The organism is Acidimicrobiales bacterium, from assembly GCA_033344915.1.
Classification (GTDB): Bacteria; Actinomycetota; Acidimicrobiia; order Acidimicrobiales; family Aldehydirespiratoraceae; genus JAJRXC01.
This window is the reverse complement of record JAWPML010000001.1, coordinates 2,486,179-2,509,379: the sequence shown is the minus strand read 5'-3', so window position 1 is coordinate 2,509,379 and position 23,201 is coordinate 2,486,179. Positions and strand designations below refer to the sequence as shown.

Genomic DNA, 23,201 nt, shown 5'->3' with positions numbered 1-23,201 from the left:
CGTGCTCGGGGCGGAGCCCGGCCGGAGAATGTTGTCGCGGAGGGCGATATGACGAATGGTGTACGCGCGCGGGGGGTCCTCGCGACCATCGTGGCCACAACCCTGTTGATCTCGGGCACGGTCCTGCCGGCGGCTGCAGTCACCACGGTCACGACCGGAGGGCCGTTCACGTACGGCGAGCAGGATCCGCCGCTCAACATCGGCACGGGTACGACCGTTGCGGGCGGCAACTTCTACGACGGCCAGTTCGTCGATTTCGAGATCACCGACGCGACCGCGGACGAGACGCTCGCGCTCGAGTCCGTGTCCACGCCGGTCACGACGGACGGCGTGGTGTCGGTCGTCGGTACCGCGGTCTACGTCGGTGACGGCAGCTCGGCGGTCCCGATCGGATCCATCGACGCGGTGAGCGACGGCGCGGGCGGCACGAAACTCCGGGTCAACTTCGGTTCTGACTTCCGCAACGCCGGGTTCGAGACCGGTGACGTGGCGCCCTGGACCGCCGTGGAGACGATGGTCGAGCTCGGGGTCACGTCGATCGCCGGGTTCGTCACCTCCGACACCGCCACCTACCCGGGCAACTCGGGGGGAGACGGCGACGCCCCCGTCTCTTCGAGCTACTCGGTGAGCACCACGTCGTCCGATCCGCCCGGCCCGACCGAGGGCACCTATGCGTTGGGCCTGACGAGCAGCATGACGACCGCCAACGGGTGCGATGTCGTGCACGGACCGGCCGCCTACAGCGCGCCCTTCGACGCGGTGAGCGGGCAGTCGCTCTCGTTCGATTGGCGCGCCTTCGCCGGCAGTGACGCCTACGCCGTCTTCGGCTATCTCCTCAACACCGCGAGCGGCGCGCAGACCGAGGTGCTCGACGAGTACACGACGAACGCGAGCGGCACCACCGACTGGGCCACGGTCAACGTGAGCGTGCCCGCCACCGGCACCTACCGCTTCGTGTTCGTCTCGGGTACCTACGACGCCACGTGCGGTCGCGCCGCCGGCGCCAGCCTCTATGTGGACAACTTCCAGGTCGTCAGTGCGGACCTGGTCGACGACGCGATGGTGCAGTCGGTCGCCCGTCTGCTCACCTACGAGAACGCGAGCGACGACCCGGACACCGTCCGGACCGTCACCGTCACCGCCCAGAGTGTGGGTGAGGGAAGCGACAGCGACACGATCACCGTCAACATCACTCCCGAGAACGACCCCCCGGTCGGCGACGCGATCAGCGAGAGCTGGGAGAACAACCCGGGTGACGACACCTTCGCCGACATCACCGGATCGGTGAGTTTCACCGATCCCGACGATGCGTCGCTCACCTACTCGATCGACGGGGGCACGCCGGGTTCGTTCAGCATCGGTGGCACGGACTACGAGCACCAGCTCGTCGGCACCTACGGCACGCTGTACGTCGACGAGGAGACCGGTGACTACCGGATCGTGGCCGACGACGCAGCCATCGAAGCCGTCTCGACGCCGAGCCTGGAGGCGTTCACGGTCGTGGCCGACGACGGGACCGACACCGGCGAAGCCGAGTTGTCGCTCGGCATCCAGCTCCCGCCTGCGCCGCGCAATGTCGTCGGGGTTCCCGACGACGGCGAGGTCGCCGTGTCCTGGGACGAGCCCGGCGACACCACGGGCATCACCGGCTACGAAGTGACCGCGGCGCCGGGAGGGGCGACCTGCTCGACCGTCGGCGTGAGCAACACGAGTTGTGATGTCACGGGGTTGACCAACGGAACCGCCTACACGTTCACGGTGACACCGACCACGGATTCCGGTCCGGGAACCACGTCGTTGCCGTCCGATCCGGTCACGCCGACCGGACCTCCCGATGCGCCCGTGTCGGTGGAGGGAGCCGCGGGTGACGGCCGTGTGGTGGTCTCCTGGGACCCGCCGGCGAACGACGGAGGAAGCCCGATCACGGGCTACACCGTTTCGTCCTCACCCGGTGACGGGTCGTGCACGACCACCGGCGCGACCGACTGCACGGTGCTCGGTCTGGCCATCGGCACCACCTACACGTTCACGGTGCACGCCACGAATGCGAACGGCGACAGCGCGGAGTCCGATCCGGTCGTCGTCACGATCAAGGCCGTGACCTCGGTGGCGCTCGAGAGTTCGGACGCCAGCGTCGACGAAGGAGACTCGGTGACGCTCACGGCGACCATCGACGGGTCGTCGCCGACCGGCACCGTCGAGTTCTTCGACGGCGTCACCAGTCTGGGAAGTGCGGCGGTCTCCGGTGGCGAGGCGACCCTCGTCACGCCCGCCCTCGACGGCGGGGTCCACGAGTTCACCGCCGTCTACTCCGGTGACGACGACAACGCGTCGTCCACCTCCCCGATCGAGTCGGTGACAGCCGTCGCCGCAGCCACGGCGACCATCGCGGCGTCGCCCGCCTCGCCCGGCGAGGGTGAGACGGTGACGTTCACGGTCACCATCGACGGGGCGTCGCCGACCGGCACCGTCGAGTTCTTCGACGGCGTGACGAGCCTCGGCACCGCAACGGTGGACGGCACCGGGGTGGCGACGCTGGCGACGAGCGCCCTGTCGCTCGGCGGCCACACGATCTCCGCCGTCTACTCCGGCGACGCAACCAACAGTGGCGCGACGACCGACGACCTGGCGCTCACGGTTCGCACCGTTGCCTCCGTCGTCGTCGCGGCCGACCCGGCGACCGTGGTCACCGGTGAGACAGTGACTCTCACCGCAACGGTTGCCGGCAGCGCGCCGACCGGCACCGTCGAGTTCTTCGGCGGTGACGACAGCCTCGGTACCGCCGCGCTCACCGATGGCGTGGCGACGCTGGTCGTCGACGCTCCGGCGCCCGGCGAGCACTCGGTGACCGCGGTCTACTCCGGTGACGGCGCCAACACCGGCGCGACGGACGAGATCACGGTCCGCGCCCTGGCTGCCGCCGAGATCGACATCGATGTCTCGAAGTCGACGGTGGTCGCCGGAGACCCGATCACGATCACTGCCTCGATCACCGGCCAGGCACCGACGGGTGTCGTCGAGTTCTTCGACGGCGAGACAAGCCTGGGCACCGCGGCCGTGGTCGCCGGTGTCGCGACGCTCGTCGTCGACAGCCTCGAACCGGGGACCTATGTACTCACGGCCCGATATTCGGGAGACGACGACAACACGACTGCGACCTCGGACGAGGCCGCGGTCGTGGTGTTGCCCGCGCCCTCGGCCGAGGTCGACAATCCCGATCCAGAGCAGGGCGAACCGGTCACCGTGACCGGTGAGAACTTCATGCCGGGCACGGACGTCGAGATCTGGGTGGTCACCGAGGACGGGCCGGTACTGCTGGCGACCGTTCCGGCCGACGCCGAGGGCAATGTGACGTCTCTCGCCTCGCTCCCCGAGGAGCTCACCGGTGAGGTGACGATCGAGTTGCGGGGAACCGACCAGGCGGGGGACGAGGCGGTCCAGGTGCTCGGCGTGACGATCCGGCCGTCGCTGGCGATCACCGGGGGCAGCGCCTGGCTCTTCACCCTCGGCGCGTTGATCGCGGTTGCCGGCGGTGCCGCCCTCGTCCTGATGGTCAAGCTGGCTGATCGCCGCCGCTCGCTACACGTCTGAGTGCGCGGTGAGCCGGTCGTAGCCGGCTCGGAAGAACGTGAGGGCGGCGGCCACATGGTCGCCGCCCTTCGTCATCTCGGCGAAGCTCAGCTCCGCGCCGGGGAATCCGTCGGCGTTCCAGAAGGGGTCGGTCGTGTCGATCGCCGCCCAGGGCCCGATGTAGAGGTAGGGCTCGGGATGGCCGGCGTCGCCCGGTGAGGCGCCGTAGGTCGCGCGGGTGCCGGCATCGGCGTCGCCCATCGCGATCGCGGGGTCGAAGTGGCCGGGCCAGAGCTGGGCGCGCTCGGGGTCGACCGCGTCCGGGGTGAGTCGTAGTTCCTCGAGCACGGACCACGCCAGGCCGTACCACTGGCCGAGGAAGTCGCCGGTCGCCGCGGTCGCGCCGAGATCCTCGTCGAGGTCACCGAGGGGCGGCGAGTCGTGCTCGCCCGCTTCGGTGCCGGGCGTGATCCCGATGAAGTCGGCTGCGGCCCGCAGCGAGGTGATCTCGATGCTCTCGGCCGCGTCACCGCGTTGGTGCACGAGCCGGTTGCCCTCGACGCGGACCTGCTCATCCGCGCCGAAGAAGGGGGTGCCGAAGCCGCCGCGGGTGTAGCGCAGCCCGAACTTGGTGGTCGCCAGGCGGCGCGCCTCGGCGACCACGCCGTAGGCGAGGCGGTGGAACCCGTCACGGGCAGCCGGGAACCCGTCGGGTGGTGCGGGCAGGTTCGGGCGGTTGCCGAGCCATCGCGCGGCGGCCCACGCCGCGAGCTCCGGCCGCTCGCCGATCACGTCGTCCCAGGTGCGGTCACCGGCCGAGGTCGGGGTGACGACGGCCGCGGCCGACGACGCGTCGCCGACCGCGGCCGGGTCGTCGGCGAAGAACGGTTCGTCGTTGACCGCGGGGCGGCCGGGTTCGAGGATCCGGGGGCTGAAGCCGGGGCCGAGCTTGTCGGCCGCCTCGGTGGTGGGGTCGTGGGCGATCGTCATCGGAGAATTCTCCTTCGTCTCCGCCCGGGCGGACAGTTCCGTGGGCGACATGCCTGTCCCGAAACGTCGGAAGGGAAGCGGCCGTGACCAGGATGGTCGCGACGGCGACACTCCCGCCACTGTCGGGCGACCCAGGGAAGCGACCGGCCCGTCGACGGGTTTCGCCTCCATGCGTCTCCGCCGCCTCCCCGCCGCCGCCGTTGCCCTCGCCCTGCTTGCGGCCGCGTGCGCGGACGACACCACAGCGGAGACCGCCGACCCGGATCCCGACCCCGCCACGGACGAGACGGGTGCCGGCGGCGGCGACGACGGGTCGGTTGCCGTGGTGGGGGAGTGCTCCGCCGACGCGGCGTTCGCCGCGGACGTCTCTGCCGTGCGGTGCGATCCGCTCGATCCCGATGCCGACCCCGCGGAGTTCGCCGTCACGCGGATCGATTCCACCGAGCGCGAGGACGTGCCCTCGGCGCTCGACGACGCGCGCCAGGACGTCTTCGAGCCTGCGCTCATCGATCTCGACCGGGTGCTCTCGGGTGGGCCGCCCCCCGACGGCATTCCGGCGATCGACGAGCCCCTCTTCCAGTCGGCGGCGTCCGTCGACTGGTTGGCCGCGGGCGAGGCCGTGCTGGCCTTCGAGCTCGGTGACGAGGCGCGCGCCTATCCCGTCCAGATCATGACGTGGCACGAGCTGGTGAACGACACCGTCGGCGACGTGCCGGTCACGATCAGCTACTGCCCGCTGTGCAACTCGGCGCTTGCCTACGACCGGCGCCTCGGCGACCGGATCCTCGACTTCGGCACGTCCGGCCGGCTCTACAACTCGTCCATGGTCATGTACGACCGCCAGACCGAGAGCCTCTGGACCCACTACGACGGACGGGCGGTCGCCGGCGTGCTCGTGGGTGAGGAACTGGAGACCTACCCGATCAGCACGGTCTCGTGGGAGGACTTCCGCGCGATCCACCCCGACGGGCTCGTCCTGACCCGCACCACCGGACACCGCGCCCGTGACTACGGGACGAATCCCTACGCCGGCTACGACGACGCCGAGACTCGTCCCTTCCTCTACGACGGCGAGTTCGACGACAGACTCCCGCCCAAGGAACGCGTCGTCGTGGTCCGCGACGACGAGGAGCCGGCCGTTGCCCTCCCGCTCGTCGATCTCATCGCCGCCGGCGTGGTCGAGTTCGAGGCCCACGGACGGCAACTGGTCGCGGTCAACGATCCCGGGACGGCGAGTCCCCTCGATGATCGTGACGTCGCCGAGGGGTACGACCAGGGCGCGTCGAACGTGTTCCTCGCGGAACTCGACGGTGCGGCGGTGGCGCTCGAACGGACCGATGGTGGGTTCCGTGACCGCGTGACGGGACTGACGTTCGACGTGCTCGGCACCGACGTCGCCGGCTCCGACGCCCGCCTCACACCGATCGAGCACCTCGACACGTTCTGGTTCGCGATCGCAGCCTTCGAGCCGGGGGTGTCCATCGTCGGGGGCTGAGGCCGCGATCGCAGCGCGGGGAACACGACGGCGGGTCGGAGGGTTGCGACAGCATGGCGATCGCACCGACCACCACGTCCCCGCCCGACACCGAGCTGGTCAACTGGCTGGCGGGATGTCTCGGCCGCGGTGACCTGGCGCCCCTCTCGTGTGAGGACGTCGAGGAGTTCGCGAGCCATGTGACCGAGGACCGCTACGCGGGCGGGACCGTCATCTACGCACGGGACGCGCTCCCCGAACGGGTGCACATCGTCCGCGACGGCATGGTGGAACTCACCCGTGAACTCGGCGGCCGCACCGCCGTCGTGCAACTGCTGCGAAGTGGCTCGGTGTTCGGTGACGTGCCGCTCTTCCTGCGCACGGGCGAGCCGACCGAGGCCCGCGCGGTGCACGACTCCGTCGTCGTGTCGATCGATTCCGTGACCCTCTTCGGACTGCTCGGCCGTCGTCCGATGCTCGCCCGGCGGTGGCTCGTGTCCCTCGCCGGCCGGATGGCGGGCATGCAGGACCGGGTGAGCGATCTCCTCGCCGGCAGCCTGGACCGCCAGGTCGCCTCGTGGCTGCTGCGGGAGGCGGTGGCGGACGACGGCGTGACGGTCAGCCAGGCGACCCTGGCCCGTCTGCTCGGGGCGCGGCGTACGAGCGTGAACCAGTCCCTCCGTCGGCTCGAGGCCGACGGGTTCGTCGAGACCGGCTACCGGCGGATCCGTCTGGTCGACGGCGCCGGCCTCGCGGCCATGCTGGCTGCGGGCTGAGCCGACGACCGTGGTACGTGGCCCGGTACGGCCGTGTACACACCGCGGGTGATGTCGCGCCCGCGCGTCTCCAGCTCCCACACGCTGCCCTTCTCGCATCCCCGAGCGCCGAGGACGCTCATGCCTTCGCGCAGGAGCCGATTGAGCACCTCGGGGATCAGATCGCCGTGGCTGCACAGCACGACGTCGTCGCCGGCGACCGCTTCGGCGCGCAGGAGTTCGAGGAGGTCGTTGGGGCGGGCACCTTCGGTGAGCTCCCGGCGCACCTCGAGCTCGACCGCGTGGGCCTCGGCCGTCGCGGCGACGGTGTCGACGCAGCGAACCGCCTGCGACGAGTACACCGCGCGGACACGATGGTCGGCGAAGTATGTCGTGAGCAGGGCGGCCTGCTCCCGTCCGCGATCGCTCAACGGCCGGTCCAGGTCGTCGTCGCTCCAGCCGCTGCGGCCGAGGGCATGGGCGTGGCGCACGAGGAACAGGGACACGGTGCGGCGAGTGTAGGGGTGACGGGCGGGGGGCCGCCATCGGGGCGGGCCCCCGCGATAGGGCCGTTCGGCCCATGCGGCGGATGGGGTCCGCCCACTAGGAATGGGGGTGCGTTGGAGGTGACGTGATGACTGGTGAGTTGGGAGAGGTGACGGCCGGCGGGGACTCGGGTTCCCGCACGGCCGTGATCGTCGCGACACAGGTCGACCTGCTGGAGCAGCTGGTGGTCGATGCCGGCTACACGGTGGTCGGTGCGGCACAGACCGGCGTCAACGGTGAGCGGCTCGTGAGCCACTTCGCCCCCGACGTCGTCGTCGTCGAGCACGATCTCGTCGGACCGACCGGACTGGAGTCGATCGGTGGCCTGCGGGCTGCGAACCCGGCGACTCACGTGCTCCTCGTCGTGAACGACGAGTGGCAGCCCCGTGACCTGGCCTCGGCCGGCGCCTACGCGGTCGTCACCATGAACCGGCTGGGCGAGCTCGCCGCCGAGTTGGACGACCTCGGCGCCTGGATCGCGACCCACGCCGACGAGACCGCGGCGGAGACCGACCGCCGGATGGGGCGCGACCGCCGGGTCCACCAGGACTGGGCGAAGGTCGGCTGGGAACGGCGCCGCGTGGAGCGTCGGGCGGCCTGAGACCCCGGAAGCCGCGGTCAGAGGGTGACGTGGGTGACGCAGACGTCGTCGCCCTGGGGCTTCGACGACGCCGTGTCGGCGCCGGCGGGGCCGTGCAGCAGCGCCAGCATGCCGCGGACGATGCCGCGGTCGACGGCACAGATGACCGGGTGTTCGACGACGGCGTCACCGAACGGGCAGTTCTGGGCAACGATCTGGTACTCGTCGTCGTTGGCCTCGGCCCGGGCGGCGAACCCGTGGGCGGAGAGCGCGTCGGCGACGGCGTGGAGGGCGCCCTGGTAGGAGCGGTGGGTTTCGGAGGGGTCGAGCGCAGCCGCGAGGGCCTTGCCGTACTCCATGCCGACCTCCTCGGCCATCTCCTCGGCGATCTCGGCGGGCAGGAGGGCGAGGGCGCGGCCGAGCAGCGAGACGAGGATGTCGTCGTGGCGGATCGCGACTTCGAGCTGCACCTGGTCCCTCGTCGCCCGATAACGCTTGGACGGTCGTCCGACGCCACCGGACGGTTTCGCGAGCTCGATGCCGACATGACCGCCGGCGGCGAGCTTGTCGAGATGATGCCGGGCGACGTTCGCGTGGAGGTCGAAGTGGGCCGCCGTCTCCCCTGCGGTCACGCCTTCGGGCCGCTCGTGGGCGAACAGGTAGATGGCCCGTCGGGTCGGGTCCCCGAACGCGCTGGTGATCGCGGTGACGGCCGACGCGAACTCGGTCGGGCTCAGCGAGCCGGAATCCGGCTGCGGGGAAGCACTGTCCACCCCGGTATTCTACCCGCATGACCGTGACCGAGGCCGAGGTGATCGAGGCGCTGCGCCCCGTGGAGGATCCGGAACTGCACCGCAGCATCGTGGATCTCGGCATGGTGCGGTCCATCGAGATCGACGGTGCCCACGTCGACGTCGGCATCGACCTCACCATCGCCGGGTGCCCGCTGCGCAACGAGATCCAGACCCGCGTGAGCGACGCGGCCACCGCGCTCGACGGCGTCAACGTCGTCACGATCGACTTCGGCGTCATGAACGACGAGCAGCGGGCGGCCATCCGCGAGATGCTCCACGGCGACCCCGCGGCGACGGCGGGGTCCCAGCCGGCCCACGGTCACGCCGAGGGCCGGGCCATCCCCTTCGCCCAGCCCGGCAACCGCACCCGCACGCTGCTGATCGCCTCCGGCAAGGGCGGGGTCGGCAAGTCCAGCGTCACCGCCAACCTCGCGATCGCGCTCGCCCAGCGGGGCCACAAGGTCGCGGTGGTCGACGCGGACGTCTGGGGCTTCTCGATCCCGCGCATGCTCGGCGTCGAACACGCGCCGACCGTCATCGACGACATGATCGTCCCGCCCGAGACCCACGGCGTTCGCTGCATCTCGATGGGTTTCTTCGCTCGCGAGGACCAGCCGGTGATCTGGCGGGGCCCGATGCTCCACAAGGCGCTCGAGCAGTTCCTCACCGACGTCTACTGGGACGAGCCCGACTTCCTGCTCGTCGACCTGCCGCCCGGCACCGGTGACATCTCGCTCTCGCTGGCGCAGTTCCTGCCCACGGCCGAGGCCTATGTCGTCACCACCCCCAACCCCGCGGCCCAGAAGGTCGCCCAGCGGTCGGCGTTCATGTTCGATCAGGTCAACATCGCCGTGAAGGGCGTCATCGAGAACATGTCCTGGTTCACGGGCGACGACGACACCCGCTACTACCTGTTCGGCGCCGGTGGCGGCGCCGATCTCGCCGAGAAGCTCGACGTCGAGATGATCGGTCAGGTGCCGATGACCATCCCGCTTCGCGAGGGTTCCGATCAGGGGCGTCCGATCGTCGCGGTGGACCCGGAGAACGAAGCATCCCTGGTGTTCGCGCAGATGGCAGAGTGGGTCGAGACCCACAAGCCCTCGAAGCGCACCCACCCCGAGCTCACGATCAGCTGAGACAAGAAAGCGAGTCCCTGTGGACGTCCGAATCGGTGTCACCGACCATCCCCGCGAGATCGGCGTGAAGCTCGCCGACGACGCCGATCGTGGTGCCGTCAAGGCCCAGATCGAGGCAGCCCTCGCCGGCACGGCGGACACGCTGTGGCTCACCGACGAGAAGGGTGGCGAGATCGGGGTGGCCTCGGCGCGAATCGCCTTCGTCGAGATCGGCCCCGAGGGCGGTAGCCCTATCGGCTTCGGCTGAACCACGGCGATGGCGGGACTCGAGGAGCTCGCCCGCCGTTCGACGGCGTTGGACGATGCCGCCGTCGATCACTGCCTCCAACTGGTCAGCGGTTGGTCACTGCTGAGCGACCTGTCGTTCTCGGACCTCCTGCTCTACGCGCCGGTGGACGCCTCGGCGACGTCGTTCGTCGTGCTCGGGCACATGCGCTCGGTCACCGGCAGCACCGTGCACGTCGCCGACCCCGTGGGTTCGGTCGTGGCGGCCGACTCCCGTCCTCAGCTCCGGCTGGCGTATCTCGACGGCGAGCGCACGGACGGGCTCGTTCCCTGGGCCCCGGCCCACGGGCCGAGCCGCGACGACCCGACGGTCGAGGAGGACATCGGCGGCATCGGCGCCCGGATCACGGTCGACTACATCCCCGTCCGTCGAGACGACGCGGTGATCGCGGTGCTCGCTCGCGAGAGCGATCCCCAGTTGTTGCGACACCCGAATCCGGTCGAACGCCGCTACCGCGACCTGTGGGAACGGTTCGCCGCGATGGTCGCCGCCGGCGCCTTCCCGCTCGAGCGGTCCGAGCGGGTCGGGGAGCTGCGCGAACCGCGGGTCGGCGACGGCGTGGTCGTCCTCGATCGTGAGCAGCGCATCGAGTACACATCGCCGAACGCGACCTCGGCACTACACCGGATCGGCGTGCGGGCGAACGTCGTGGGTCGGACCCTCGGCGAACTCGGCACGGCCGAGCACGCGGTGCGCCGGGCCTTCGCCTCGCGGCACAGCACCCTCGAGGAACTCGAGCACGGCACCACGGCGGTCATCGCCCGTTGTCATCCGCTGGTCGAGGACGGCCGCGTCAGTGGCGCGGTCCTGCTCCTACGGGACATCTCCGAGCTCCGCAGCCGCGACAAGCTCCTGCTCTCGAAGGACGCGACGATCCGCGAGATCCACCATCGGGTCAAGAACAACCTCCAGACCATCCAGTCCCTGCTGCGGCTCCAGTCCCGCCGACTCGAGACCGCCGAGGCCAAGTCGGCCATCGAGCAGTCCGCCCGCCGCATCGGCTCGATCGCCATCGTGCACGAGACCCTCGCCGTCGACACCGCCGACGTGGTCGACTTCGATGCCGTCGCGGGCCGCGTGGTCCGGATGGTGGAGGAGGGCCTCGGGTCGACCGAGCGCCCCGTCCGGGTCGAGATCGTCGGCACGCTCGGGGAGCTCGGAGGTGACGTCGCGATGCCGCTGGCCGTCGTGTTGACCGAGCTGGTGCAGAACGCCATCGACCACTCGGTCGGGGCCGGCGACGTCACGGTCTCGCTGCGCCAGGCCGGCAAGGACCTGGAGATGCGGGTCGTCGACGGCGGCACGGGCGTGCCCGAAGGGTTCGCGCTCGACCGCGACGCAGGCCTCGGGCTCACGATCGTGCGCACGTTCGTGGTGCACGATCTCGGAGGTTCGATCAGCATCGGCCGAGCCGAACCGTCTCCGCCCTACGGCACCGCGGTCGAGGTCCGGGTGCCGCGTCAGGGGCCGAACCTGCCGGTCGGCTGACGGCGGGTCGTCAGCCGACGCTACCGATGAAGGCGTCGACGTCGGCCGGGCACGTCGCCGCCATGGCGACCCCGACCTGGGCGAGCAGCCCGACCTCGTCGGTCGCCCACGCGTCGGTCTGCGCCCGGATGCTCGCCAGGAAGCCCTCCCAGTCGTCGTGATGGCTCGCCAACTCGTCGCACCAGTCGGGGCGTTCGACCTCGGGGGCATGGCTCGTGAAGACGGCGACCGCAATGGGGTCGACGTCGGTCAGTAGGGCCTGGAGATCGTCGGTTGCCTGGTCGGCGCTCGCTCCCGCGGCGGGGTCCGTGTCGCCGGATGCGGACCCGCTCGCGACCAGGGCGAGCGTGACGGCGGCGATGATCGCGATCACGGCGACGCCGACGATCGACGTCGGGCGGGTGGTTCGGCGCGTGTGCATACCGTCATCGTCGTGACGAATGCGGCGCGGGTCTGTGACGCAGGTTCCCCTGGGTCGGTGGCGGGTGTCACACCCGCAGGCGACGACTCAGCGTTGTCCGGTGGCCGAGCGGAGCCGACGGCGGATCACCCGACGCTCCTCCTCGGAGGTGCCGCCCCACACGCCGGTGTCCTGGTTCGTGGCGAGCGCGAACTCGAGGCAGGCGTCCTTCGACAGGCAGGCGATGCACACCTGCTTGGCCGAGGCGATCTGGTCGACCGCCGGTCCGGTGGTGCCCACCGGGAAGAAGAGCGCCGGATCGGTGTCGCGGCACGCGGCCTTGTCCTGCCATTCGGCAGCGGTCTCGAATGCATCGGCGGTGAGTGCCACAGTGTCCCCCTGTTGTGGTCCGAGTGAAGGTTCTCGGCCTGTCCCGTACTCCCCGGTGCCCCGGGGCGTGACCCGCATAATAGGAACCGGTTCTCCTTCCCCGCAAGGGGTTCGTCGAAACCGGTTCTCTTTTTTCTCGGCGCCGCTCGGTGGCCCTCGGCGCCGTTCGGCGGCCGTTGCATGCCAGACTTCGCGGGTGAGTCCCGCATCGGCAGTCAAGGTGATGGCCCATCGTGGTGCCAGCGCCGCCGCGCCCGAGAACACCGTTGCCGCGTTCCGCCTGGCCCGTGAGCTGGGGGCCGACTGGGTGGAGCTCGATGCCCGGCTGTCCACCGACGGTGTCGTGATCGTGCATCACGACGCCCATCTCGCCGACGGCCGGATGCTCGCCGATCTCACGCTCGACGAGATGCCCGAGCACGTGCCGTCGCTCGCCGAGGCCCTCGAGGCCTGCGACGGCATGGGGGTGAACATCGAGATCAAGAACCTGCCGGACGATCCGGACTATGACGCCGACCATGCCGTCGTCGACGCCGTCGCCGGACTCGCACAGGCGTATCTCGGGCCGGAACGCACGATCATCTCCTCGTTCAACATGGACTCGGTCGATCGCATGCATGCCGTCGACCCGTCGCTGCCGTGTGCCTGGCTGTTCTTCCAGATGACGGACCCGATGTCGGTCGTCGACCGCGCCGTCGCCCACGAGATGCGGGCGATCCACCCCTACGACAACCTCGTCGACGTCGCGATGGTCAACCGGGCCCACGACGCCGGACTCGAGGTCAACGTGTGGACCGTCGACGATCCGGAGCGGATGACGGCCCTGGTCGAGATGGGCGTGGACGGCATCTGCACCAACGTGCCGGACGTGGCGCGGGGTGTCGTCGGCTCGTAGTCCGAGGGTCAGGGGCCGGGATCGGGAATCACGAGGGCGAGGTGCTCCGGCGTCCAGGTGAAGCGCAGGCGCTTGCTCGCGCCGAGATGGTCGCCGTCCACCTGGTAGGGCGCCGGAGGATCGCTCTCGACCACGATCGACCGCACACCGGTGCGGATGTCGACGTCCTTGCGGCCGCGGACGTCACCGGGACCGATCGCGGCGATGGCCACGGGGCCGAGACTGCGCAGCCGGATCTGTTCGAGGGTGACGACGGCCAAGGGGTCGTCGAGCGTGAGCCCCGGAACGATGTCGAACGGACGGTTGCCGAGGAACGTGTAGGGGTTCGCGTTCATGACGATGGTGAAGAACCCGCGCGTGCCGTCACCGTGCGGATCGATGACCCGCAGGGGCGGGTTCTTGCGGTCGATGCGGCGGATCCAGGTGTCGATCGCCGCGTAGACGAACAGCGGATGGCCGGCCCAGCGCTTCCACGGACCGCGCTTCTCCACCTGTTCGACGATGGCGGCGTCGTACCCGATGCCGCAGTGGAACAGGAAGTAGCGCCCTTCGACGGCACCGAGCCCGATGCGGCGGATCGAGCGGTCCTCGATGGCGTCCAGCAGCACCCCGGCGGCGTCCACCGAATCGTCCGGCAGCCCGAGGATGCGGGCGAACACGTTGGTCGACCCGCCCGGCAGGACCCCGAGGGCGGTGTTCGATCCGGCGAGGCCGTTGGCCGCCTCGTTGAGGGTGCCGTCGCCGCCCAACACCACCACGAGGTCGTAGTGATCGCGCGCCGCGCTCTGGGCGAGTCGCGTGGCGTGGCCGCGTCGGCTGGTTTCGGCGAGCGTGACGTCGTGGTCGGCGGACAGCGCCTTGTGGATCACGACCCGGCGCCGGGCGGTGACCGATGACGCGACCGAGTTCACGATGAAGAGGATCCGCAAGGGTCCTGAACCTACAAGAATCGCGAAACTATCTCGCCGCCCGAGATAGGCATTCTCCGGCCCCGCTGGCAGACTCGTTGCCCTATGAAGGTTGTCGTCTGTGTAAAGCAGATCCCGGACCCGGCTGATCCAGGTGCGCTCGACCCCGAGAGCAAGACGCTCGTTCGGGATCAGAAGCTCATCCTCGACGAGTCGGACAGTTACGGGGTCGAAATGGCCCTCCAGCTCGTCGATACGGCCGGTGACGGTTCCGTTCACCTCGTGTCGATGGCTCCGAACAACGAGGTCGGCGGTCTCCGCACGGCCCTCGCGATGGGCGCCGAGAGCGCGACCCTGGTGAGCGACGATGTCCTCAAGGGCACCGACGCCCTGGGCACCGCGAAGGTCCTCGCCGCCGCGATCGCCCGCAGCGAGCCCGATCTGGTGCTCGCGGCGACGGAATCGTCCGACGGCTACACGGGCACCGTGCCCGAGATGGTGGCCGAGCTGCTGGGCCTCCCGTCGGTCACCTTCGCCAAGTCGGTGGCCATCGAGTCGGGCACGGCCAAGGTGCAGCGCCAGACCGAGGCCGGCTACGACGACGTCGAGTGCCCGCTCCCCGCGCTGGTCTCCGTGACCGCCGGTGTGGTCGAGCCCCGCTATCCCTCGTTCAAGGGGATCATGGCGGCGAAGAGCAAGCCGGTCGACGAGGTCACCTGCGGTGATCTCGGGATCGACGCCGGTTCGGTCGGCTGGGCCGGCGCCGGCCAGGAGATCGTGTCCGTGGAGGACGCCCCGGCCCGCGAAGCCGGTGAAGTGATCGAAGACGAGGGCGACGCCCACGAGCGCATCGTGGCTTTCCTCGACGAACTCAAGGTTCTCTGAGGGGGCATCTGATGGGACTCGACAAGATCTGGGTGTTCGGAGAGGCCAACGGCGACGCCGTGGCCACCATCACCCTCGAAATGCTGGCCAAGGCCCGCGACATCGCCGACACCGTCGAGGTGTTCATGGCTGGTGACGGCGACGACTACGCCGAGGAGCTCGGCGATCACGGGGCCGAGACGGTCTACGCGACCGGCGATCTCGACGGCGCGATGCAGGGTGTGTCCGTCGCTTCTGCGGTGGCTGCGGCCATCGAGAGCGGCGACATCGATGCGCCCGACGCCTTCATGCTCGGCACCACCCAGGACGGCCGCGACGTCGCCGCTCGTCTCTCGGTGAAGCTCGACGCGCCGGTGATCACCAACGTCGTCGACCTCGAGGTCGACGGCGACGCCATACTCGGCAGCGAGCCGATCTTCGGTGGAACGGTCGACGTGAAGACCAAGAACACCTCCGGCAAGCCCGGCATCTTCCTCGTGCGGCCCAAGTCGTTCGCGGCGGAGTCGTCCGGCGGGGCCGAGGCCGACGTCGAGGATCTCGACGTGCCGGATCTCGGGGCCACGGGCGCGGCCAAGGTGACCGACCGGTTCGCCGAGGAGTCCGACGGCCCGAAGCTCGACGAGGCGGCCATCGTGGTCTCCGGCGGTCGTGGTCTCGGCGAGGCCGAGGCCTTCCAGATGATCGAGACGCTGGCCAAGGCCGTCGGCGGTGCCGCCGGCGCCAGCCGGGCGATCGTCGACGCCGGCTGGGTGCCCTACTCGATGCAGGTCGGCCAGACCGGCAAGGTCGTGAAGCCGACCGTCTACATCGCCGCCGGCATCTCCGGTGCGACGCAGCACCTGGTCGGCATGAAGGGCTCGAAGAACATCATCGCGATCAACAAGGATCCGGAGGCGCCGATCTTCGCCGTCGCCGACCTCGGCATCGTCGGTGACGTCCACAAGGTCCTGCCGAAGCTGATCGAGGCGCTCAACGCCTGACCTCGGTCTCGCGCCGTCAGGCGACCAGAACGACGAAGACCCCGGGGCCACGGCCTCGGGGTCTCGTCGTTTTCCGATCGGGTCGGCGCGAGCCTGCCGAAACACCCCGCGCCGAACACAACGTGCCGAAAAAGCAGAAATCGCCTCGACCGGGTTCAACCGGTGAAGCGATGCGGTAACAACCACCATAGCACATCTGATTTTTCGGTGCCGGGTTCTGCGGGGGAATTTGCGATGTTTTTCCGACTGGTCCACGAGTTCCGCGTGTTTGCGGGGTGGAACCGGGCACCGGCGGCCCCGAATCGCGTTTTCCACAGGGTCGTCCACACCTGTTGAACACCGAGTGTGACGGTTCTGTGGCGATGGTCACAGCCCGTGGCCGAGAGCCGGCCGAGACGAGCGGGCCTAGACGAGCGGCCAGGGGTAGCGGTGCCCGCCGGAGTCGTCGTCGGGGAACCGGCCGGCGGTGGCGAGCGCGGTCGCGCGGGTCAACACGGCGTCGCGCTCGAGTGGGTCGAGCAGGGCGACGACGCCCGGAGGCAACCCCCGCTCGAGGAACCGCCAGAGATCCTCCTGGAGAGCGTCGGGCAGCGGGTCTCCCGCGAACTCCCAGATCACCGTGCGCAGCTTGAACTGGTGGTGAAAGGCCACCCCGTGGTCGATCGCCCAGATCCGCTCGTCGGTACCGAGCAGGCAGTGGCCGGATTTGCGGTCGGTGTTGTTGATCACGATGTCGAGGGCGCAGATGCGCTGGAACGCCTCGTCGTGGGCGTCGGTCGTTTCGCGGATCGTGTAGTAGTGCTCCTCGAAGTGCGCCGGCATGAAGAGCTGGAGTGAGCCGGTGCCGTGGGGTGCGTCGTCACGGACCACCGTGGGGGGCACGAGGTCCCAGCCGAGGTCGTCGCTGACGAGGAACGCCGCGACCTCACGCTGGTACAGCCCGGAAGGGAAGTCCCACAGTGGTCGCTCCCCGCGGTGGGGCTTGTAGATCGCCTGGGCTTCGAGCCCCTCGTGACACACATCGACCAGGAAGGTCGCGTTCGAGGAGTAGGGCATCCGTCCCAGCAGATCCAGTTCGCCCCGGGTGAGGAGCGCGACCGCCCTTTCGGTGCCGATCGGCTCGCGTTCGCGGAACGGGCTCAGTTCTGACACGGACACCAGTCGCGGTTGCGCGGCTCGAGCGGGCGCCCGCAGTAGGCGCACGGCGGTCGCCCGGAGGCGACGAGGTCGCGGGCACGGTCGATGAGACCGGCCACCTGGGAGCGGCTCACCGTGAAGCGGGCGTGGGGCACGACCGTGTCCTCGTCGTCCTCGTCCCCTTCGGGGATCGCCTCGGCCATGACGATGAGCCGATCGGTCTCCTCGGCGTAGGCGATGCCCAGCGAGCCGACGGTGAACGCGGCGACGACCGGTTCGCGCAGTCCCAGGTCCTCCGCGGCCGGGTCGTCGATTCCCGTGGGTTCGGGGAGGTCCTGGAGCACCTGGTCGAGATAGTCGGCCAGCGCGGCGACCTGCTGCTTCTCGAGCTTCAGGGAGACGAGCTCGCCCTCCGCCCGGGCCTGGAGGAAGAACTCACGTTGCCCCTTCGGGCCGAGCGTGCCGACGGTCAGGAACTCGAGGTCCCGGAAGTCGTACGAGGCGCTCATGACGGTGCCAACGCGGTGAGGTCGTCGCCGGTCGAGTTCACCGTGAGAACGACGGGACCATCGGTGGTGTAGAGGATCGCCGTCACCGAGCAGGGCGAGACAACGATCCGCTGGAACAGGTCGAGGTGGGTCCCGGTGGCCGCGGCGACCACGGCCTTGATGACGTCGGCGTGTGACACCGCGACGATGGTCTCGCCCGGATGGGCGCCGACCAGGTCGTGAACCGCGTCGACGGCGCGGCTCTGCATCTCCGCGAACGACTCGCCGCCGGGGAAGCGGAAGCCGCTCGGATAGCGCTGCACGGTGCGCCACTCGGGGAGCTTGCGGAGGCGGGAGAGCTTCGCGCCCGTCCAGTCGCCGAAGTCGCACTCGATCAGCCCCTTCGCCTGGCGCACCCGGAGCTTGCGGGCCTTCGCGATCGGCGCAGCCGTCTCGCGGGTGCGTTCCATCGGGGAGGCGTAGACGGCGGCGACCGCCGGGAGCCCGGCGATGCGGGCGGCGGCGGCTTCGGCCTGGGCGATCCCCTTGTCGGCCAGGTGCAGGTTCGGGGCTCGGCCCGGCAGCTTGTCGCCGGTCGTCGGGGTCTGTCCGTGCCGCACGAGCAGCACGAGCGTGGGCTTCGGCGGGTCGGATTTCTTCGACTTCGAGCGGGTGTTGCGTCCAGCCATCGTGGCGCCAACGTACCCTGCTCGCCGTGGGAAACGCCGATCGGTCCCGTCGACTCCTCGCCCGACTCGAACGCGATGTCGTGGCGTGTCGCGCCTGTCCGCGGTTGGTCGAATGGCGTGAGCAGATCGGCCGCGAGAAGCGGGCGATGTACCGCGACGACGACTATTGGGCCAAGGCCGTGCCCGGCTTCGGTGATCCGGACGCGCACCTGCTGGTCGTGGGGTTGGCCCCGGCGGCCCACGGCGCCAACCGCACCGGGAGGATGTTCACCGGGGACCGATCCGGCGACTGGCTCTACCGGGCGCTGTACCGGGCGGGCTACGCGTCCCAGCCTCAGTCGACCGCCCTCGACGACGGGCTCACCCTGTCCGGCGCGTGGATCACCTCACCGGTCAAGTGCGCGCCGCCGGCGAACAAGCCGACGACGGGGGAGCGCGACACCTGTCGGCCCTTCTTCGCCCGCGAGCTCGAGGCGCTCACGAACGTGAAGGTGATCATGGTGCTCGGCGGATTCGGTTACCAGGTCGCGTGCCAGGAGCTCGGTGTGCGCCCCCGACCGAAGTTCGCGCATGGGCTGGAAGTCCCACTCGACGACGATCGAACGCTCCTGTGCAGCTTCCACGTGAGCCAGCAGAACACCTTCACGGGCCGTTTGACCGAGGAGATGCTGGACGATGTGTTCGCTCGGGCCCGTCTCCTGGGGGCCGGTTGAACCATCCGACGTGGGCCGGGCGCACCGTTTCCGGCCCGCGGCGGTGATCTGGGTCGATCGGCTCTTGGGCGATCGCCATCCACCGACGACACTGTTCTCATGGCATCGCACCCCACCGCAGAGACGTACCTCGACCTCACCGACGAGGCCGCGCTGCTCTCCGAGTCGGTGGACGAGGAGCGCCCGTGCTACGACCCCACCGGAGTGCGGGCCCTGCTGGCGGCGCTCAACCTGAAGCCGGTCAGCGGCCCGATGGTCGACGGCCCCACGGGAAACGTGCTCGACCTCGCGGTCTACCGGGCGACCGGTGATCGGCGCCTCGCGACCCTCTTCGGCACCGCGGCCTAGACCGCGGCCGATATCCTCGGCGGCGATGGCTTCACGAACGAACGTCCGCGTCGCGTCCCTCCTGGGTCTGATCCTGCTCGCCCTCGTGGCGGCCGGTTGCTCGCAGAGCAGCGACCCCACCACCTGGGAGGAGGCGCTCGACGAGAAGAACGTCGAGCAGAACTTCGTCAATGCGTGTGTGGAGGCCGACGACGGCGCCACGGACGAGGGCCCGCTCACCGACTATTGCGAGTGCTCCTTCGTCGAACTGCAGGAGACCTTCGCCGACGACTTCGGTCGCTTCGACGCGGTCGACGGTGCGTTGCGGTCCACACCGGAGGCGATCGCCGATCCGACGCTGATAACCGATGTGGACACGCGCGCCGACGTGGCGCTCGCGGCGGGCGTGATCCAGGGCTGCGCAGCCGATCATCTCGGCTGAGGTCGACGTCGTGCCCGAGGCCGCCGGCGTCTCGCTCGACGTCGAGTTCGTCCGATCGCAGTTCCCCGCATTCGCCGCCCCCGAGGTCGCCCGATGGGCGCATCTCGAGAACGCCGGCGGGAGCTATGCGGCCGGCCCGGTCGTGGCGCTTCTGGCCGATCTCTTCGCCACCGCGAAGGTGCAGCCGGCGTGGGACTTCGGCCCCTCGCGCAAGGCCACCGCGGCGATGGAACGAGCCCGCACCGTCATGGCGGCGACGTTCAACGCCGCCCCCGACGAGATCCACTTCGGTCCGTCCACGAGCCAGAACACCTACGTGCTCGCGAACGCCATGCGGCCGTTGTGGCACGAGGGCGACGAGATCGTGGTCACCGAACAGGACCATGAAGCGAACTCCGGCGCCTGGCGTCGCCTCGCGTACCGCGGCATCGTCGTGCGGGAGTGGCGGGTGGACCCGCACACCGGACTGCTCGACGCGGACGAGGGTCGATCGCTGATCGGGCCCCGCACGCGCCTCGTGGCCATGACCCATGCCTCCAACGTCGTTGCGACGATCAACCCGGTTCGGGCGATGGCCGACGCCGTCCACGCGGTCGGCGGACACATCGTGGTCGACGGCGTGTCGGCGGCGCCCCACGGCAGCGTCGACGTGCGGGCCCTCGACTGCGACGTCTATCTGTACAGCGCCTACAAGACCTACGGCCCCCACGTCGGCATGATGTACACCCGGCGGTCCGTGCTCGAAGCGGTCGCGCACCAGGGTCACTACTTCAACGAATCCCACCTCGATACGCGCCTGACTCCGGCCGGCCCGGACCATGCGGCGATCGGGGCCTGTGCCGGCATCGTCGACTACTACGACCTGGTCCACGAGCAGCACTTCCCCGACGCAGCCGGCGCCGCGCCCGACGATGCGGTTGCCCGTCTCGCCGCGGTCAGCGGGCTCTTCGCGGTCCACGAATCCGCGCTCATGGCACCGCTCGTCGAGTTCCTCGTCGAGCGGGACGGGGTGCGGTTGGTCGGTGCCCCGGAGGCCGACGCCGCCCTGCGGGCGCCCACGCTCGCGTTCCACAGCGAACGGATCTCCTCGGCGGCCGTCTACCGGGCCCTCATCGCGGCCGAGGTGTCCTGTGGGCACGGCCACTTCTACGCCCATCGTCTCGTCCAGGCACTCGGGCTCGATCCCGACGACGGCGTCGTGCGGCTCTCGATGGTGCACTACAACACCCACGACGAGGTCGCCCGGGCGCTCGACGTGCTCGATCCGCTGCTCTGAACCGGCGCCACGACGACGGGACGTTGGTCCCTGGGCCGACATGGACGGGGCGGGGTTTCATCGGGAGGAGTCCGAGACAGGAGTCCCGATCCATGCCGAACACCACGAATCCCGACGCCGCGACCGCGAAGAAGCCGGGGATCTCGCGCCGAGGCCTGCTCGTCGCCGTCCCCGTCGGCGGCTTGGCCGTGGCCTGTGCGGCCGACGACCCGCTGATCGGCGACCAGGCCGTCGGCGGGGCGACCTCGGCGACGGGCGGCACGGCGTTCGCGGTGGCGGGATCGGATCCGGCGGAGTCCGTGATCCCCACTCTCACGCCGCTGGCCCAGCTGCCGGCCGCGGACGACGACGAGGTGCACGTCACCTACGCGCCGGCGGTACCGCCCCCCATCACCCGCACCGACTCTCGGGTGATCGACGTCGACCTCGAGGTCCTCGAGACCGTCTGCCCGCTGGACCCGGCCAACGGCGTGACCACGCTCATGTGGGGCTTTCGGATCGCGGGCGACGACGTCGCCTGCGGCACGCCCGGCCCCACCATCCGCGGTCGGGTCGGCGACATCATGCGGGTGACGATGACCAACCTCACCGGCAACCAGCATCCGCACAACATCGACTTCCATGCGGTCACCGGACAGGGCGGCGGCGCCGAGGGCCTCACCGCCGGACCGGGGGAATCGAAGACCATCGAGGCCCGGCTGCTCTACCCGGGTGCGTTCATGTACCACTGTGCGTTCGGAGACGTGCCCGAACACATCGCCCGGGGCATGTACGGCATGATCATCGTGGATCCGGAGGAGCCCCTCCCCGCGGTCGACCACGAGTGGGGCATCGTCCAGAGCGAGTGGTACGTCGGTGAGCCGGATGACGCGGGTCTCGCCGAGTACGACCGGGACGCCCTGTTCGCCGAGGAACCCCGCTATGTCACGTTCAACGGGCGCACCGATGCGCTCGACGGCGACAACTCCCTGCGGATGCAGGTCGGCGAGCGCGCCCGGATCTACTTCGTGAACGAGGGACTGAACCTCGATTCGAACTTCCACGCGATCGGGTCCCACTGGGACGTCGTCTGGCCCGAGGCGGCGACGCATCCGGCGAACCGCGTGATCCGAGGCTCCCAGTCGACCCTCGTGGTCGCCGGTGGCGGCACCGTGTGTGAGCTCGTCGGCCAGGTGCCCTCGACGATCCTCCTGGTGGACCATGCCCTGGTGCGCACCTTCTACAAGGGGGCCATCGGCAAGGTCGTCGTGGACGGCGCGGAGAATCCGGAGATCTTCGCGGAAGGCGAGTCCGCGGTCGGTACGGCGCCGGTGGCGCCACCGCCCGGCCAGGATGCGACGGGTACCGATCCGGTCGAGACGAACGAGGTCACGATGCCGTCCGGCGCCTGGGACCCGGCCAACGCCGCGACCGCGTACACACCGTCCGTCATCGTGGTCGACGCCGGCACGATCGTGACGTGGCGCAACGAGGACAGCGTCGTCCACACCGTGACCTCGGGCCGCAGCGACGGCAGCGTCGGGACGCCCGACGGACTGTTCGACAGCGGTAACATCGAGCGGCCGAACACCTTCACGGTGACCTTCTCGGAGCCCGGCGAGTACGACTACTTCTGTGTCCCGCACCCGTGGATGAAGGGCCGGGTGATCGTCCGCTGAGACGGCGGCGATCCCGCCGATCAGCCGATCGGGAGGGCGTTCTGGCGTCCGCGGGCGATGAGCCGCCCGTCCTGATCGACCATCTCGGCCTCGGCGAAGACGACCCGTCGCCCGCGCCGGGTCACGGAAGCCGTGACGGTGAGCTCGGGGCCCACGGCGGGGCGGAGGAAGTCGACGTGGAGGCTCACCGTGGAGAGGTCGTCGGCCGAGAACGCCATCGTCATGTCGAGCATCGCCGCCACGATGCCGCCCTGGACCTGGCCGCTCGGGATGGTCCATTCGGGGCGGGCCGTGAAGCGGAACACCGCATGTCCGTCACCCTGCTCGAGGACGTCCGGCTGCAGCAGGTCGAGGATCGACTGGCCGGTCAGGCCGTCGCCCACGTCGGGAACCC

At 69.9% G+C, this 23,201-nt stretch carries 25 protein-coding genes; 15 read left to right on the top strand and 10 right to left on the bottom strand.

The genetic code is table 11. The features are described 5' to 3' along the window. Positions 1–90: 90 nt before the first annotated feature. Positions 91–3,591: an Ig-like domain repeat protein gene (locus R8F63_12225; protein ID MDW3219367.1), complete on the top strand. Its 3,501-nt coding sequence runs from the start codon at positions 91–93 to the stop codon at positions 3,589–3,591. On the opposite strand, the gene R8F63_12220 is transcribed toward R8F63_12225, so the two are convergent. Continuing rightward, complete coding sequence (locus R8F63_12220; GenBank protein MDW3219366.1) at positions 3,580–4,560, bottom strand: hypothetical protein; 981 nt, start codon at positions 4,558–4,560, stop codon at positions 3,580–3,582. The two genes, R8F63_12225 and R8F63_12220, sit on opposite strands and share 12 nt — an antisense overlap. A 169-nt stretch (positions 4,561–4,729) precedes the next feature. Here R8F63_12220 and R8F63_12215 point away from each other — a divergent pair, with 169 nt between their 5' ends. Beyond that, positions 4,730–6,055: a DUF3179 domain-containing protein gene (locus R8F63_12215; protein MDW3219365.1), complete on the top strand. Its 1,326-nt coding sequence runs from the start codon at positions 4,730–4,732 to the stop codon at positions 6,053–6,055. 53 nt (positions 6,056–6,108) lie between these two features. Then, the gene (locus R8F63_12210) at positions 6,109–6,810 is read left to right on the top strand and encodes a Crp/Fnr family transcriptional regulator (GenBank protein ID MDW3219364.1); all 702 of its coding nucleotides are present in this window, start codon (positions 6,109–6,111) and stop codon (positions 6,808–6,810) included. Here R8F63_12210 and R8F63_12205 read toward each other — a convergent pair. After that, positions 6,750–7,295, bottom strand: coding sequence for a phosphoglycerate mutase family protein (locus R8F63_12205; protein MDW3219363.1), 546 nt, complete (start codon positions 7,293–7,295; stop codon positions 6,750–6,752). The two genes, R8F63_12210 and R8F63_12205, sit on opposite strands and share 61 nt — an antisense overlap. A 128-nt stretch (positions 7,296–7,423) precedes the next feature. Between R8F63_12205 and R8F63_12200 the strand changes: the two genes are divergently transcribed. Continuing rightward, entirely contained in the window at positions 7,424–7,936 is a 513-nt protein-coding gene (locus tag R8F63_12200; GenBank protein MDW3219362.1) for a hypothetical protein, read from the top strand. 17 nt (positions 7,937–7,953) lie between these two features. Here the strand turns inward: R8F63_12200 and R8F63_12195 are convergent, their stop codons facing one another. After that, positions 7,954–8,688, bottom strand: coding sequence for a helix-turn-helix domain-containing protein (locus tag R8F63_12195; protein ID MDW3219361.1), 735 nt, complete (start codon positions 8,686–8,688; stop codon positions 7,954–7,956). Positions 8,689–8,705: 17 nt separating this feature from the next. On the opposite strand from R8F63_12195, the gene R8F63_12190 reads away from it, so the two are divergent. From R8F63_12190 to R8F63_12180, 3 genes are read left to right on the top strand one after another with little or no spacing between them, the layout of a single operon-like run. Beyond that, positions 8,706–9,845: an Mrp/NBP35 family ATP-binding protein gene (locus tag R8F63_12190; protein MDW3219360.1), complete on the top strand. Its 1,140-nt coding sequence runs from the start codon at positions 8,706–8,708 to the stop codon at positions 9,843–9,845. Between the two features lie 19 nt (positions 9,846–9,864). Beyond that, positions 9,865–10,092, top strand: a complete 228-nt coding sequence (locus R8F63_12185; protein ID MDW3219359.1) for a DUF3107 domain-containing protein — start codon at positions 9,865–9,867, stop codon at positions 10,090–10,092. Positions 10,093–10,101: 9 nt separating this feature from the next. Further along, positions 10,102–11,619, top strand: a complete 1,518-nt coding sequence (locus R8F63_12180) for a histidine kinase N-terminal domain-containing protein (protein ID MDW3219358.1) — start codon at positions 10,102–10,104, stop codon at positions 11,617–11,619. Between the two features lie 10 nt (positions 11,620–11,629). Here R8F63_12180 and R8F63_12175 read toward each other — a convergent pair whose 3' ends face one another. Further along, entirely contained in the window at positions 11,630–12,040 is a 411-nt protein-coding gene (locus tag R8F63_12175) for a hypothetical protein (protein ID MDW3219357.1), read from the bottom strand. An 87-nt stretch (positions 12,041–12,127) separates the two neighbouring features. Further along, positions 12,128–12,409 (bottom strand): WhiB family transcriptional regulator, encoded by a 282-nt coding sequence (locus R8F63_12170; protein ID MDW3219356.1) that lies wholly within the window; start codon positions 12,407–12,409, stop codon positions 12,128–12,130. A 196-nt stretch (positions 12,410–12,605) separates the two neighbouring features. Between R8F63_12170 and R8F63_12165 the strand changes: the two genes are divergently transcribed. After that, on the top strand, positions 12,606–13,304 hold the full coding sequence (locus R8F63_12165) for a glycerophosphodiester phosphodiesterase (GenBank protein MDW3219355.1): 699 nt from the start codon (positions 12,606–12,608) through the stop codon (positions 13,302–13,304). Positions 13,305–13,312: 8 nt separating this feature from the next. Here R8F63_12165 and R8F63_12160 read toward each other — a convergent pair whose 3' ends face one another. Then, a complete protein-coding gene (locus R8F63_12160; protein MDW3219354.1) occupies positions 13,313–14,233 on the bottom strand; it encodes a diacylglycerol kinase family protein in 921 nt (306 codons plus the stop codon). A gap of 84 nt (positions 14,234–14,317) precedes the next feature. Here R8F63_12160 and R8F63_12155 point away from each other — a divergent pair, with 84 nt between their 5' ends. Both R8F63_12155 and R8F63_12150 read left to right on the top strand, forming a co-directional pair. Then, on the top strand, positions 14,318–15,097 hold the full coding sequence (locus R8F63_12155; protein MDW3219353.1) for an electron transfer flavoprotein subunit beta/FixA family protein: 780 nt from the start codon (positions 14,318–14,320) through the stop codon (positions 15,095–15,097). A gap of 11 nt (positions 15,098–15,108) precedes the next feature. Further along, on the top strand, positions 15,109–16,077 hold the full coding sequence (locus R8F63_12150) for an electron transfer flavoprotein subunit alpha/FixB family protein (protein ID MDW3219352.1): 969 nt from the start codon (positions 15,109–15,111) through the stop codon (positions 16,075–16,077). Positions 16,078–16,482: 405 nt separating this feature from the next. On the opposite strand, the gene R8F63_12145 is transcribed toward R8F63_12150, so the two are convergent. From R8F63_12145 to R8F63_12135, 3 genes are read right to left on the bottom strand one after another with little or no spacing between them, the layout of a single operon-like run. After that, entirely contained in the window at positions 16,483–17,229 is a 747-nt protein-coding gene (locus R8F63_12145; GenBank protein ID MDW3219351.1) for an SCO1664 family protein, read from the bottom strand. Further along, the gene (locus tag R8F63_12140; GenBank protein ID MDW3219350.1) at positions 17,217–17,723 is read right to left on the bottom strand and encodes a DUF3090 family protein; all 507 of its coding nucleotides are present in this window, start codon (positions 17,721–17,723) and stop codon (positions 17,217–17,219) included. Before R8F63_12140 ends, R8F63_12145 begins: the two co-directional genes overlap by 13 nt. After that, positions 17,720–18,391 carry an MSMEG_4193 family putative phosphomutase gene (locus R8F63_12135; GenBank protein MDW3219349.1) on the bottom strand — a complete coding sequence of 224 codons (672 nt, stop codon included), beginning with the start codon at positions 18,389–18,391 and terminating at the stop codon, positions 17,720–17,722. The genes R8F63_12140 and R8F63_12135 overlap by 4 nt, the downstream gene beginning before the upstream one ends. 26 nt (positions 18,392–18,417) lie before the next feature. Between R8F63_12135 and R8F63_12130 the strand changes: the two genes are divergently transcribed. From R8F63_12130 to R8F63_12110, 5 genes are all read left to right on the top strand, one after another. After that, positions 18,418–19,104: a uracil-DNA glycosylase gene (locus R8F63_12130; GenBank protein MDW3219348.1), complete on the top strand. Its 687-nt coding sequence runs from the start codon at positions 18,418–18,420 to the stop codon at positions 19,102–19,104. A gap of 99 nt (positions 19,105–19,203) precedes the next feature. After that, positions 19,204–19,452, top strand: coding sequence for a hypothetical protein (locus tag R8F63_12125; protein MDW3219347.1), 249 nt, complete (start codon positions 19,204–19,206; stop codon positions 19,450–19,452). Between the two features lie 25 nt (positions 19,453–19,477). Beyond that, positions 19,478–19,873, top strand: a complete 396-nt coding sequence (locus R8F63_12120; protein MDW3219346.1) for a hypothetical protein — start codon at positions 19,478–19,480, stop codon at positions 19,871–19,873. A 10-nt stretch (positions 19,874–19,883) separates the two neighbouring features. Then, positions 19,884–21,149: an aminotransferase class V-fold PLP-dependent enzyme gene (locus R8F63_12115; protein ID MDW3219345.1), complete on the top strand. Its 1,266-nt coding sequence runs from the start codon at positions 19,884–19,886 to the stop codon at positions 21,147–21,149. A 92-nt stretch (positions 21,150–21,241) separates the two neighbouring features. Beyond that, on the top strand, positions 21,242–22,807 hold the full coding sequence (locus tag R8F63_12110) for a plastocyanin/azurin family copper-binding protein (protein ID MDW3219344.1): 1,566 nt from the start codon (positions 21,242–21,244) through the stop codon (positions 22,805–22,807). 20 nt (positions 22,808–22,827) lie between these two features. Here R8F63_12110 and R8F63_12105 read toward each other — a convergent pair whose 3' ends face one another. Then, the gene (locus R8F63_12105; protein ID MDW3219343.1) at positions 22,828–23,190 is read right to left on the bottom strand and encodes a PaaI family thioesterase; all 363 of its coding nucleotides are present in this window, start codon (positions 23,188–23,190) and stop codon (positions 22,828–22,830) included. Positions 23,191–23,201: the final 11 nt, after the last annotated feature.